Genomic DNA, 12,884 nt, shown 5'->3' with positions numbered 1-12,884 from the left:
TAAGTCAATTCAGGCTTGCCAGCCTTTTTTTGTCTCATTAAGTTAGTTTAATCTAAAGATCTGATTAAATATTTTGCTGTTCTATAATTTCTTGCTAATACTGGAATTGGTTGATATGACGGCAAGACCGTTGTGTTATCCGTTCTAAATCGGTGTTTGTTATAATAGTATACCTAATAGATTTCAAGTTGCATTGTGGTGGCAAAAGAACGAATCCTCAGTAGCATAGATAACTATGTGACCGGGAGTTGTTGTAAAGGGTAGCGCAGCCAATAAAAGAGGTAACTTGAAAGATTAAAGGTATAAAACTAAATGGGGATGATAAAAGTGAATAAGTCACAACTGATCGACAAAATTGCTGCTGATGTAAATATTTCTAAGGCGGCTGCCGGGCGTGTAGTAGATGCATTCATTTCTTCAGTATCTGATGCATTGAAAGGTGGTGATGATGTCGTTTTGGTAGGGTTTGGCACATTTACTGTACGTGAGCGTGCTGCTCGTACAGGACGCAACCCTCAGACAGGCAAGGAAATCAAAATAGCAGCAGCAAAAGTACCCGCCTTCCGTGCAGGAAAAGGGCTGAAAGATGCGGTCAACGGGTAATGAACATAAATAACCTGCCACATTTACTGTGACAGTTATAAACTGACTGGATTAAATTGATAGTTAGAATATAAGCGCATCACTTGGTTGATGCGCTTTTTTTCTCTTAGCGTTCGAATTAGCGTAAGATGATAGTTTCTTTTTCACTAAAGCGGAGTTTTACGTCTTTATGATGGACAACCTACGCACGGCGGCAAACGGCCCAGTGCTTAAAATCGTGTTGGCTCTAATTATCCTGACCTTTTTGGTGACAGGGGTAACCGGCTACCTGTCAAGTGAAGGCGGTAATTATGCTGCCAAAGTGAATGGTCAAACCATTAGTCGTGCTCAGTTAGAGCAGGTATTTCAACAAGAAAAAATTTCATTACAGGAAAGATTGGGAGATCAATTCTCAACTCTGCTAAGTGATGAACAGCAAGTGAGACTGCTGAAACGTCAGTCATTGGATAGTATTATTAATGCGATTTTACTTGAACAATATGCAAATAAGCTAGGTCTATCAGCAAGTGATGAGCAAGTAAAAGCAGAGATCCGCAAACAGCCTTATTTCCAGACCGAGGACGGCAAATTTGATAACAATAAATATCTGGAAACGTTAACCAGAGTTGGCTTGAATCCAGATGCCTATGCGGAACAAGTTCGGCAGGAATTGATTACCCGTCAACTTCGTGCAACGTTACTGGGTTCAGAAATTGCTTTGCCGACAGAAATTAAACAGATGGCAGCGTTGTCTTTGCAAGAAAGAACGGTTCGTTTGGCAACTCTCGAACTGAAATCAGTTGAAGCAAAGCAGACAGTAACAGAGCAAGAACTGAAAAATTACTATGATATGAATAGTAAACGTTTCACAGTGCCTGAGAAAGTTAAAGTCAGCTATATCAAGATGGATGCTGCGGATGAACTGAAAAATGTTACTGTAACTGATGCTGATATTGAAAAGTATTATAAAAATAACCTGTCAAAATATACACAACCAGAAAGGAAGAAATACAGTCTTATCCAACTTGCGTCTGAAGCCGATGCAAAATCAATTCTTGATGAATTGAAAAAAGGGGCCGATTTCAGCAAATTGGCAGCAGAAAAATCGACAGATAAATATTCTGCTCAGCAAGGAGGGGATCTTGGCTGGATGGAAGACAGCTCTTCACCTGATGAGATCAAATCCGCCCATTTAACGGAAAAAGGGCAATTCTCTGATGCCATCAAATTATCTAATGGGTATGCAATCTTCCGTTTGGATGACATTAAACCTCAGGTAGTTAAGTCATTAGCGGATGAACGTACAACAATAGAAAAGACGGTAAAACAAGAAAAAGCAATTGATGCGTTTTATGCATTGCAGAGAAAAGTCAGTGAAGCTGCTGCCAATGATAATGAATCCTTAGCTTCGGCAGAACAGGCCGCTGGTTATAAAGCTATTACCACTGATTGGTTTGACCGAGATCATATCCCGGCGGATATTAATTTTAGTCAGGTCGTTCAGGCTATTTTCTTTAGTAATTTGATGGATGATAAAGGCGCTTCAGGAACTAACTCTGATGTAATCTCTGTTGACGGTGACAGGGCTTTTATTATTCGGGTGGATGATGTTAAACCTGAATCCATTCTGCCATTTGAAGAGGCTAAAACCCAGATTACTGAATTGGTAAAACGTCAAAAAGCTGAAAAACAGTTACAGGCTGATGGTGAGAATCTTCTTACAGCATTAAAAGATGGTAAAGGAGAACAAGCTCTAAAAGCGGCAATGCTCCAGTTTGGTGAACCAACACTAATGACACGTATGCCACAAGACAACCCGATTACTGATGTGGTATTTACCTTGCCTCATCCCAAAGATGGTAAGCCAGTATATGGATTAGCTCATGATGAGCTTGGCAATGCTGTTTTGATTCAATTGGATAAAGTTGCACCTGGCTCTGTTTCAGAAGAGCAGATTAAACAATATATGATGGATGAGCAGTATCAGATGGGTAATGCTATGCTGGAATCTTTGGTCGCTAACTTACGTGATAATGCTGAAATTAAAATAGGGCAAATTGAATAAATTGCGATGTTACTCGCAACTGACTTTGCAAAACAGTAATTGAAAAAGGCCACTTTCGTGGCCTTTCGCATATTTGAATCTTTCCTGTTGTTCTGAATTTTTGTTATGGCACTCTTTCCTCCATCAACAAAACATGGAGACATTTTTATGAAGTATTTAAGGATATTATTTAATTCATTTATTCTTACTTTTGGTATTAGCATGCCGTTATCTCATGCTATTGCAGCAGGAGAATCTGATAATAAAGTGGTACTGACACCATCATCTGATCTGCATAAGACCACTATTGAGAAAAGCGAACCAAGGGATAAGGAAGAAAAAGCGCTCTCAGGAAAAGGAAGCATTAATATCAATACAGCAAATGCTGAAGAATTAGCGAAAGAACTTAATGGTGTTGGTGCCAAAAAAGCACAGGCAATTATTGAATATCGTGAAAAGTATGGCCCATTCACAGCAATTGAGCAGTTACAGGAAGTACAAGGCATTGGTCCTGCTTTTATAGAGAAAAACCGGGATAAATTAACCTACTGATTAAAAGCCCTCTTGATGAATGTGCTGATGATTTTATCAAGAGGGTTGTGATACTGATCAAGAATAATTGATTAAACGCTATTGTAATTAAAATGTTTTGCTATTGTTAATAATCTTACTGGTCAGATGAGTTGAAAGGAAAATAGCAATGAGTACGATTATAAAAGTCAGAGGTTATCATATCGATGTTTTTCAGCATGTAAACAATGGACGTTATTTGGAGTTTATGGAGGCGGCTCGCTGGGATTTACTCGCTGAAAGTGACATGTTACGATGGCTAAATAATAATAAAATTGCTTTTATTGTAGCCAATATCAATATTAACTATCGTCATCCTGCTGTATTAGGAGATGAGTTGGAAGTGAAATCGTCTTTACAGGAATTGCGTAACAAAAGTGGCTCTTTTTTCCAGGAAATTATACGCAAAGGCGATAACCGAATTATCGCTGATTCTATGACTACATTTGTTTGTGTTGATTTAAAAACTCAACAAACGTTGGTGTTGGACGGTGAATTAAGAGAATGGTTTGATAAGTTTAAGAATGAAGCCGTGAAGTGAGGAGTGAGAGGTATTTTTCCCCTCACTGATACCTGAATTATCTAGTTAAGCTGTGTTTTGGATTTCATTTCTGCCATTGTGGTCTTGGCATTGTTTAAATAAAGATTTAGTCCATTAGCTCGAAGATGGCAGGCGGCGCACTCACCACAACCATCACCCTGTATTCCGTTATAACAAGTGAGAGTTTGAGTGCGAACAAAATTCAGTTTCTGGTAATAATCAGCTAATGCCCAGGTTTCCGCTTTGTTCAGCCACATTAATGGAGTTTCAAAGCGGATATCTCTAGCGATACCGAGACAAACAGCATTATTCAGGGATTTGACAAATTCATCGCGACAATCAGGATAACCGGAAAAATCAGTTTCACAAACACCGGTGATAACGGCTTCAGCCTCAATCTGATATGCGTAAATCGCTGCCAGAGTTAAAAACAAAATATTACGACCGGGAACAAATGTATTCGGTATGCCACTTTTTTCGCTTTCACTGAAATCGGGTACGGGAATGTTGTCTCTTGTCAGGCTGCTGATAGCAAGCTCATTTAATAAAGTAACATCAAGTACTTTATGGGCAGCCGCTCCCAGCTCTTTACCGATACGGCTGGCAACATCAATTTCAGCTCGGTGGCGTTGACCATAGTCAAAAGTAATACAGTGAACTTCATCATATTGGTGAAGTGCTTGAATTAAACAAGTGGTGGAATCTTGTCCACCACTGAATACAACAACAGCTCGTTTCATGATACCTACCTCTTTAAATTGAAGGAGATATGTTACTCATAACTATTGAGTTTGGGTAGTTGCGTGAGATATAGCGTGATGTCACCGATATTATTTTTGACCCATTCTGGGTTGTAATAAGTATCAAGGTAACGCTCCCCGCTATCACATAACAATGTCACGATTGAACCCTGCTGGTTGTTGTCATGCATTTTTTGGGCTAGTTGCAAAGCGCCCCAGACATTGGTTCCTGTTGATGCTCCCGTTTTTTTGCCAATGAGCTTTTCGAGCCAGTAGATGGTGGCAATCGAAGCACAATCAGGAACTTGGAGCATATCATTGATAACATGAGGTATAAAAGATGGTTCGGCACGTGGACGCCCGATACCTTCGATTTTACTGCTTGTATTTTTGCGTATTTTTCTGCAATTTTGGTGATAGCAGTCGTAGAAAACGGAGTTCTCAGGATCAACAACAATGAGTTTAGTGTTATATCCTTGATAACGCATATAACGGCCAAGTGTTGCGGACGTTCCGCCAGTCCCTGCACTCATGACAATATAAGTTGGCTCAGGGAAAGGTTCTAATTCCATTTGACGGAAAATGCTTTCTGCAATGTTATTGTTGCCCCGCCAGTCAGTGGCTCGTTCAGCATAAGTGAATTGATCCATATAATGACCATTCAGTTCTTTTGCCAGGCGTTCTGATTCTTCATAAATCTGGGCTGAATGTTCTACAAAGTGGCATTTACCGCCGTAAAATTCGATTTCCTGAATTTTGCGTTTAGCAGTACAAGCGGGCATCACTGCAATAAAAGGCAAGCCAAGTAAGCGAGCAAAATAGGCTTCAGAAACAGCAGTACTACCGGATGAGGCCTCAATAATGGGAGTTCCTTCATCTATCCAGCCATTACTGAGTGCATAAAGGAAAAGGGAGCGTGCAAGCCGGTGTTTAAGACTACCAGTGGGATGAGTGCTTTCATCTTTGAGATACAGATGAACTCCAGGAAACATGGGGAGGTTGAGTTTAATCAGATGCGTATCAGCACTGCGTTGATAATCAGCTTGAATAGATTTTATGGCATTGGTAGCCCATAAAGACGACATAAATTGACCCCGGATAAAATACATTTTTGACGTATAGATTACTCTTACATTCGGAGAAATAGATTGTTATTTTTCTGATATTGCGCTTTATTTTTAGGAAATATTTCTACAGGATATAGGTATGTTAGATAAAACAGACCGTAAGCTACTAGAGCTGCTCCAACAGGATTGTAGTTTGTCCTTAAACGCTTTGGCAGAAGCCGTTAATTTGACATCCACACCGTGCTGGAAGCGTCTTAAACGGCTTGAAGATGAAGGATATATTGTTGGAAAAGTTGCGTTACTTAATGGTGAAAAATTAGGGTTAGGTTTGACTGTGATTGTGATGATAAAAACTCAACAGCACAGTAGTGAATGGTATGAACAGTTTGTTTCTTTTGTTAAAGAGATGCCGGAAGTCTTAACATTCTATCGTATGGCAGGGGAATATGATTATTTAATGCACGTAGAAGTTGTTGATATGAAAAGTTATGATCATTTCTACAAACGTATGGTTAATGGGATCCCTGGTTTGATTGATGTAACATCAAACTTTGCAATGGAAAAAATAAAATATACAACGGCGTTACCCATACCAGATTAGATAATTATTCAAATCTCTTTGGTGAAGTGGTCGCCTATCTTTTCATTTTTACCTTGGGAATAGGTTTGTGAGATTATTTTCTCAATTAAGTTGGTATTTTTTCAGTGAATGGCGTCGCTATTTAGGGGCTGTCATTTTCCTTGTGATGATTGCGATATTACAATTAATTCCCCCTCGTTTGGTTGGCATTATTGTTGATGGCATCAGCGCAAAAACAATGTCATCCAATCAATTATTGATGTGGATAAGCATTATGCTCATCATTGCGCTGGCCATATATGGTCTACGGTACGTTTGGCGGGTATGGCTATTTGGTGCTTCTTATCGATTAGCTGTTAAGTTGCGCAGTGATTTCTATCAGAGATTGAGCAGCCAAGATCCTGAATTCTATTTACGTCATAGAACAGGGGATTTAATCGCCAGGGCGACCAATGATGTTGATAGAGTTGTTTTTGCTGCAGGTGAGGGAGTACTTACTTTCGTTGATGCTTTAGTAATGGGCTGTGCTGTACTTATCGTAATGAGTGTGGAGCTCAGTTGGCAATTGACACTATTATCACTGTTACCTATGCCTATTATGGCGTTAGTGATTAAACGGTATGGTCAACAACTTCACCATCGTTTCAAGTTGGCTCAAGGCGCATTTTCTACACTCAATAACCACGCTCAGGAAAGCTTGACCAGTATTCGAATGATAAAGGCTTTTGGGCTGGAAGAGTTACAATCCAGTCAGTTCGAAGAAGTAGCTACTGAGGCAGGACGTAAAAATATGCGTGTTGCACGTGTGGATGCACGCTTTGACCCTACTATCTTCATTGCTATTGCGCTTGCAAATTTATTGGCTGTTGGTGGTGGAAGTTGGATGGTTGTAAATGGTTCTCTGACATTGGGAGAGCTGACCAGCTTTGTCATGTACTTGGGGCTAATGATTTGGCCTATGCTAGCGCTAGCATGGATGTTTAATATTGTTGAGCGTGGCAGCGCTGCATATACACGGATCTGTAGCTTATTACAGGAGCCTCTGGTGATTGAGGATGGTTCACACTCTTTATCTGCTGAGCGCGGGACACTGATAGCAAATATCAACTCCTTTGTTTATCCAGAGCATAGTGTACCTGTTCTTCAAGATATTCGTTTTCAGTTACTACCAGGTCAATTATTGGGAATTTGTGGTCCGACGGGGTCAGGAAAAAGTACATTGCTTGCTTTATTGCAACGCCAGTTTGATATTGCTGATGGCGAAATACTATTTCAATCCCACAATGTTTCTACACTCAGGCTGGAAGAATGGCGATCACGATTGGCGGTTGTGAATCAGACTCCTTTTCTGTTTTCGGACACGGTTGCTGGGAATATTGCCTTAGGGCGTCCTGATGCTACTCAAGAACAAATCGAAGAAGTGGCTCGTTTGGCGAGTGTACATGATGATATTTTGCAGTTACCACAAGGTTATCAAACCGAAGTCGGAGAGCGTGGAGTGATGCTTTCTGGTGGGCAAAAACAACGCATTTCTATAGCAAGGGCATTGTTATTAGATGCAGAGATTCTGATCCTGGATGATGCGCTTTCTGCTGTAGATGGTCAGACTGAGCATCGTATCATGAAAAATCTCAGCCAATGGCGGCAGCAACGTACTGTTATTATTAGCGCACATAGATTATCAGCTTTAGTAGAAGCAGATAATGTTTTGGTGATGCAAGATGGTACGATTTCTCAGCAGGGACAGCATAAACGGCTTATTGCGCAATCTGGTTGGTATTCAGATATGTACCATTACCAACAACTTGAAGCCGCATTGGATGGTCAATATGAGTAATACTGATATGGAGAAGTCTAATACGCGTAAACTCTGGTCATCGTTAAAACGCCTGTTGGCTTACAGTAAAAACTACCGTAAGCCAATTAGTTTGGCTGTATTGATGTTATGGATTGCTGCATTGGCTGAAGTTAGTGGCCCGATGATTATCAGTTATTTTATCGATAACATAGTTTCAACTGGCAATCTTCCACTTGATGTTGTTAGTGGTCTTGCGGTTGTATTTTTGATATTACAGTTGGTAGCGGCTGCTTTACATTATTTCCAGTCCTTGTTGTTTAATCAGGCATCTATTGGCGTTATACAGCAGATCAGGACGGATGTCATGGATTCAGCACTACGCCAGCCTCTGAGTACTTTCGATAAACAACCTGTTGGACAATTAATATCTCGTGTGACGAATGATACTGAGGTCATCAAAGATCTATTTGTGAATGTTATCCCTACCGTTTTTCGTAGTGTTGCGCTGATTGGGGCAATGTTGATAGCAATGTTCTTTTTGGATTGGCGTATGGCATGTGTTGCACTGACGATCTTTCCTGCTGTTTTTCTTGTGATGATAACTTACCAGCGTTTCAGTACACCGATTATTCGACGAGTTCGTATGTATCTTGCTGATATTAACAATGTTTTTAATGAGGCTATTAATGGCATGACTGTCATTCAGCAATTTCGTCAGCAAGCGCGTTTTGGTGAGAAATTGTTTGCCATTAATCGGGCTCATTATCAGGCCCGTATGCAGGCATTACGATTGGATGGCATCCTGTTAAGACCTTTATTGAGCCTGTTTTCTGCCGCAGTGTTGTGTGGTCTATTGTTACTGTTTGGCTTCCAGGGAACAGATTTTATTGGGGTTGGTGTATTGTATGCATTCATCAGTTATCTTGGGCGCCTAAATGAACCATTGATTGAGCTGGCAGCTCAACAATCGTTATTACAGCAAGCTGTGGTCTCAGGCGAACGGGTTTTTGAATTAATGGATAGCCCACAGCAGCAGTACGGTGTTGATCAACAAGTTTTGATGAGTGGCAGAATTGATGTCGAAAACTTAAGCTTTTCCTATCGTAATGACAAAGTTGTGTTACATAATATCAATCTGCATGTACCGTCACGGGGCTTTATTGCGCTTGTTGGGCATACAGGGAGTGGCAAAAGTACGTTAGCCAATTTGCTGATGGGGTATTACCCATGGCAAAGCGGTGACATTTATCTTGATGGACGATCAGTATCTTCTTTCTCTCATACTGTCTTGCGTAATGGTGTAGCAATGGTTCAACAAGATCCAGTCGTCTTAGCTGCCTCATTCTTCGATAATATTACATTAGGGCGAGATATTAGTGAGGAAAAAGTTTGGCAGGTTTTGGAAGTGGTACAACTGGCTGAGTTTGTTCGCAAGTTACCGGGAGGGATAAATTCAAGATTGGGAGAACAAGGAAATACTCTTTCTGCCGGACAAAAACAGCTTTTGGCAATGGCACGGGTTTTGGTGCAAACACCGCAAATTCTGATTTTGGATGAAGCGACAGCGAATATTGATTCGGGAACAGAACAATCAGTGCAGCAAGCGCTACGGATGATCCGCAAACATACAACATTAGTGGTTATAGCTCACCGCCTTTCAACGATTGTTGAGGCTGATTCTATATTCGTGCTCCATCGTGGTGCAATTGTAGAGCAAGGTCAGCATCAACAGCTATTGGCAAGGCGTGGCCGCTATTACCAGATGTACCAGCTTCAACAGGTTGGTGAAACCTTAAATGAACCGCTGCACATTTAGTGTGCATATCGGGAGTGACTGAAAAGGTTACTCCCTGTCTTATATTTCCTATCAATACGAATTCTTTGTAACGATTTGATTAAAAACATTTTTAAATTCTTGGCACTCCCTTTGCAAATATCTTTGTAATGCGTTCCTACAAATACCATTTTACAAATACAGATAAAGACGGGGGGAGTATGAAATTGATCACTACCATCATTAAGCCTTTTAAATTAGAAGAAGTACGGGAAGCTCTTTCTGATATTGGTATACAAGGCATGACCGTTACAGAAGTAAAGGGATTTGGGCGTCAAAAAGGTCATTCAGAGCTTTACCGAGGAGCTGAATACAGTGTCAATTTCTTGCCCAAAGTAAAAATTGATATTGCTACTCATGATGAACGAGTAGAAGAAATCATTCATGTTATAAAACAAACTGCTTTCACTGGGAAAATGGGCGATGGCAAGATTTTTGTTTTTGAATTACTGCATGCTGTCAGGATCAGGACAGATGAAACGAATGATGCAGCACTGTGAATGGGGAGGGGGAAAAATGAGAAAACAATGGTTCGCTATTATCAGCATCATAGCAGGTGTACCTTCTTGTGCTTTTGCTGCGGGAAACACGGTTGATAAAGCTGATACGGTATTCATGCTGATAAATACGATTCTTGTGATTTTTATGACGATACCCGGTATTGCTTTATTTTATGGTGGGTTGTTGCGTCGTAAGAATGTTTTGTCATTGATGTCACAAGTAATTGTAAGTTTTTCACTTGTTTGTGTGCTTTGGGTTATTTATGGATATAGCTTGGCTTTTGAGGCGGGAAACCCTTTTTTTGGGGGATTAAAGCAAGTCATGTTGAAAAACATATCCATTACTGATTTAAGTGGCAGTTTTTATCAATTGATTTATGTCGTTTTTCAGGGAGCTTTTGGTTGTATCACTGTAGCTTTGGTTGTTGGGGCTTTGTGTGAAAGAGTCCGTTTTTCTGCCTTATTGATTTTCATTGTTTTGTGGTTTACTGCTTCCTATATTCCTATGGCTCATATGGTATGGGGTGGTGGTTGGTTGGCTCAGGACGGTGCATTAGATTTTGCAGGTGGAACTGTTGTACATATTAATGCTGCAGTTGCAGGTTTAGTTGGTGCTTACTTACTGGGTAAGCGTTCAGGATTTGGTAAGGAAGCTTTTAAACCACATAACTTACCCATGACATTTATTGGCACAGCAGTTCTTTACATTGGTTGGTTTGGTTTCAATGTTGGCTCTGCGGGGGCCGTGAATGCTATTGCTGCTCTGGCACTAGTGAACACAGTGGTAGCAACAGCGGGGGCAGTACTGTCATGGATTTCTTCCGAATGGTTATTACGCGATAAGCCTTCTCTTTTAGGTGCATGTTCTGGTTGTATTGCCGGACTGGTTGCTATCACTCCTGCTGCCGCAACAGTTGGCATTGGAGGAGCTCTGGTAATTGGTGTGATTGCCGGGATCACCGGTTTGTGGGGCGTAGTGGTATTAAAACGTTGGTTGCGTGTTGATGATGTTTGTGATGTCTTCGGCGTTCATGGCGTATGCGGTATTGTTGGTTGTTTATTAACAAGTATTTTTACTGCTTCCGCTTTGGGGGGAACCGGGTTTGTGGAAGGAATGACTATGCTAAGGCAATTTGGTATACAAGTTATCAGTATATTGGTGTGTGTTGTTTGGTCAGCCGTAACTGCTTATTTCTCATTCAAGATTGCTGACCTTGCGGTTGGGTTGCGTATTAGCGTTGAATCAGAAAGAGAGGGATTGGATATTACTTCACACGGAGAAAGTGCTTACAACTGATCAATTTGTTTAAACGTTCATCTTTCTTTTTTGTTTTGTTGACGATGTTAACCCGTTCTCAAAACATCCCAGGGCACAGTTTATCTATGCTCTGGGGTTTCTTTATTGGGTATATTTTCGCTTACGGATCACACCCTCCTGAGCGGCAGAGGCAATAAGCAGACCTTCACGGTTATAAATATGACCACGAACAAAGCCACGGCCTCCTGATGCTGAGGGGCTCTCAATTGCATAAAGTAGCCAGTCATCCATCCTAAATGGGCGGTGATACCACATTGAGTGATCAATAGTGGCAACTTGAATACCTTTATCCATAAAATGAACACTATGAGGTTGTAATGATGTAGGTAAAAAATTTAAATCTGAGGCATAGCCTAGCAGACAATAGTGAATAAAGAGTTCTTCCGGTAGTTTGCCATTGCTACGAAACCAGACATAACGAATAGGCTCTTCTGATGAATTATTAATAGGACTATGGAAATTAATAGGTTTTATTTCTAACGGGGGAGAAGCATTTCAGGAGGAGGAACCTTTGGCATCGAACCTTGGTGTTTAAAACCTTCTTCATGATTCTGAAAAGAAGCTGTCATATAAAAAATAGGGTGGCCATTTTGTATTGCACTGATTCGGCGGGCACTGAAACTCGCTCCATCACGTAATATTTCAACATCGTAAATAATTGGTTTATGACTATCACCTGGCCGGAGAAAATAGCTGTGGAAGGAGTTCAGTATGCGCTCATCTGCAACAGTCTGCTTTGCTGCATATAGAGATTGACCGATAACTTGCCCACCAAAAACTTGAGGAAACCCCAAATCTTCACTTTGTCCCCGGTAAATTCCTTCTTCGATCTTTTCCAGATGCATCAGGTTGATTAAATTTTGCAATGCCTGACTCATAATGTGCCCTTATTTTTGTAATATTACGTAAGCCCTTATATACCTGTCATATTTCAAATTTGCATCTTTGTTGGCTTCACTCGCTCACCTCAGTGACAGAGTTATTTATGTTCTTGGGAATTAATGAGAGGCTCCTGCCTCTCACCGGAGGCCAGCCTTTGGCTAGGCAAATTCGTTCCCGGCGAATTTGTTGCTCCTTTGCCTTTGTGAAACACGTTGAAACTCATAGGGCATAAAACAATAATATATTAATTTCTGATAGTGTGTTTTATTTTATGAGGAAAATAAAAAACCTATTCAATCTGTAAATTTTTTCTTTATGTTTTCATCATGAAATGAAATGGGGTGTTATTAATTTTATCAATTCTTATTAAAGAATGCGATAAGTATTGGTTTTTATTCTTATTTGTTGATTTTTATAACTATTTTATT

Annotated in this window: 11 protein-coding genes and 1 pseudogene; 9 read left to right on the top strand and 3 right to left on the bottom strand. The window is 40.4% G+C overall.

What is annotated here, in order from left to right; genetic code table 11:
- Nucleotides 1-327 precede the first annotated feature (327 nt).
- The 4 genes from hupB to ABLA85_RS04580 all read left to right on the top strand — a co-directional run bounded on the left by hupB (nucleotide 328) and on the right by ABLA85_RS04580 (nucleotide 3,737).
- Nucleotides 328-603 (top strand): nucleoid-associated protein HU-beta, encoded by a 276-nt coding sequence (hupB, locus tag ABLA85_RS04595; RefSeq protein ID WP_367961768.1) that lies wholly within the window; start codon nucleotides 328-330, stop codon nucleotides 601-603.
- A gap of 169 nt (nucleotides 604-772) precedes the next feature.
- Entirely contained in the window at nucleotides 773-2,647 is a 1,875-nt protein-coding gene (gene ppiD / locus ABLA85_RS04590) for a peptidylprolyl isomerase (RefSeq protein ID WP_367961766.1), read from the top strand.
- A 147-nt stretch (nucleotides 2,648-2,794) separates the two neighbouring features.
- Nucleotides 2,795-3,178, top strand: coding sequence for a ComEA family DNA-binding protein (locus ABLA85_RS04585; RefSeq protein ID WP_367961764.1), 384 nt, complete (start codon nucleotides 2,795-2,797; stop codon nucleotides 3,176-3,178).
- Nucleotides 3,179-3,326: 148 nt separating this feature from the next.
- The gene (locus ABLA85_RS04580) at nucleotides 3,327-3,737 is read left to right on the top strand and encodes an acyl-CoA thioesterase (protein ID WP_367961762.1); all 411 of its coding nucleotides are present in this window, start codon (nucleotides 3,327-3,329) and stop codon (nucleotides 3,735-3,737) included.
- A 41-nt stretch (nucleotides 3,738-3,778) separates the two neighbouring features.
- Here the strand turns inward: ABLA85_RS04580 and queC are convergent, their stop codons facing one another.
- Both queC and ABLA85_RS04570 read right to left on the bottom strand, forming a co-directional pair.
- Entirely contained in the window at nucleotides 3,779-4,477 is a 699-nt protein-coding gene (gene queC, locus ABLA85_RS04575; protein ID WP_367961760.1) for a 7-cyano-7-deazaguanine synthase QueC, read from the bottom strand.
- 32 nt (nucleotides 4,478-4,509) lie between these two features.
- On the bottom strand, nucleotides 4,510-5,562 hold the full coding sequence (locus ABLA85_RS04570) for a PLP-dependent cysteine synthase family protein (protein WP_367961758.1): 1,053 nt from the start codon (nucleotides 5,560-5,562) through the stop codon (nucleotides 4,510-4,512).
- A 121-nt stretch (nucleotides 5,563-5,683) separates the two neighbouring features.
- Between ABLA85_RS04570 and ABLA85_RS04565 the strand changes: the two genes are divergently transcribed.
- The 5 genes from ABLA85_RS04565 (at nucleotide 5,684) to amtB (ending at nucleotide 11,553) form a co-directional block, all read left to right on the top strand.
- A complete protein-coding gene (locus ABLA85_RS04565) occupies nucleotides 5,684-6,145 on the top strand; it encodes an Lrp/AsnC family transcriptional regulator (RefSeq protein WP_047685671.1) in 462 nt (153 codons plus the stop codon).
- Between the two features lie 67 nt (nucleotides 6,146-6,212).
- On the top strand, nucleotides 6,213-7,961 hold the full coding sequence (locus ABLA85_RS04560) for a SmdA family multidrug ABC transporter permease/ATP-binding protein (RefSeq protein ID WP_367961755.1): 1,749 nt from the start codon (nucleotides 6,213-6,215) through the stop codon (nucleotides 7,959-7,961).
- Complete coding sequence (locus ABLA85_RS04555; RefSeq protein WP_367961896.1) at nucleotides 7,945-9,738, top strand: SmdB family multidrug efflux ABC transporter permease/ATP-binding protein; 1,794 nt, start codon at nucleotides 7,945-7,947, stop codon at nucleotides 9,736-9,738. Before ABLA85_RS04560 ends, ABLA85_RS04555 begins: the two co-directional genes overlap by 17 nt.
- A gap of 179 nt (nucleotides 9,739-9,917) precedes the next feature.
- The gene (glnK, locus tag ABLA85_RS04550; RefSeq protein WP_367961753.1) at nucleotides 9,918-10,256 is read left to right on the top strand and encodes a P-II family nitrogen regulator; all 339 of its coding nucleotides are present in this window, start codon (nucleotides 9,918-9,920) and stop codon (nucleotides 10,254-10,256) included.
- A gap of 16 nt (nucleotides 10,257-10,272) precedes the next feature.
- Complete coding sequence (gene amtB / locus ABLA85_RS04545; RefSeq protein ID WP_367961894.1) at nucleotides 10,273-11,553, top strand: ammonium transporter AmtB; 1,281 nt, start codon at nucleotides 10,273-10,275, stop codon at nucleotides 11,551-11,553.
- A gap of 102 nt (nucleotides 11,554-11,655) precedes the next feature.
- Here amtB and ABLA85_RS04540 read toward each other — a convergent pair.
- Nucleotides 11,656-12,452, bottom strand: a pseudogene (locus ABLA85_RS04540) (acyl-CoA thioesterase domain-containing protein).
- Between the last annotated feature and the right edge of the window lie 432 nt (nucleotides 12,453-12,884).

The sequence above is a fragment of the Xenorhabdus sp. SGI246 genome (assembly GCF_040838225.1).
In the GTDB taxonomy this organism is placed as follows: domain Bacteria; phylum Pseudomonadota; class Gammaproteobacteria; order Enterobacterales; family Enterobacteriaceae; genus Xenorhabdus; species Xenorhabdus indica.
This window is presented reverse-complemented; position numbering and strand designations above follow the sequence as displayed.

Coding starts and splice junctions, on each gene's coding strand:
- ppiD (WP_367961766.1), top strand. CDS start 773: ATGATGGACAACCTACGCACGGCGGCAAACGGCCCAGTGCTTAAAATC.
- ABLA85_RS04585 (WP_367961764.1), top strand. CDS start 2,795: ATGAAGTATTTAAGGATATTATTTAATTCATTTATTCTTACTTTTGGT.
- ABLA85_RS04555 (WP_367961896.1), top strand. CDS start 7,945: ATGGTCAATATGAGTAATACTGATATGGAGAAGTCTAATACGCGTAAA.
- glnK (WP_367961753.1), top strand. CDS start 9,918: ATGAAATTGATCACTACCATCATTAAGCCTTTTAAATTAGAAGAAGTA.
- ABLA85_RS04570 (WP_367961758.1), bottom strand. CDS start 5,562: ATGTCGTCTTTATGGGCTACCAATGCCATAAAATCTATTCAAGCTGAT.
- ABLA85_RS04580 (WP_367961762.1), top strand. CDS start 3,327: ATGAGTACGATTATAAAAGTCAGAGGTTATCATATCGATGTTTTTCAG.
- amtB (WP_367961894.1), top strand. CDS start 10,273: ATGAGAAAACAATGGTTCGCTATTATCAGCATCATAGCAGGTGTACCT.
- ABLA85_RS04565 (WP_047685671.1), top strand. CDS start 5,684: ATGTTAGATAAAACAGACCGTAAGCTACTAGAGCTGCTCCAACAGGAT.
- queC (WP_367961760.1), bottom strand. CDS start 4,477: ATGAAACGAGCTGTTGTTGTATTCAGTGGTGGACAAGATTCCACCACT.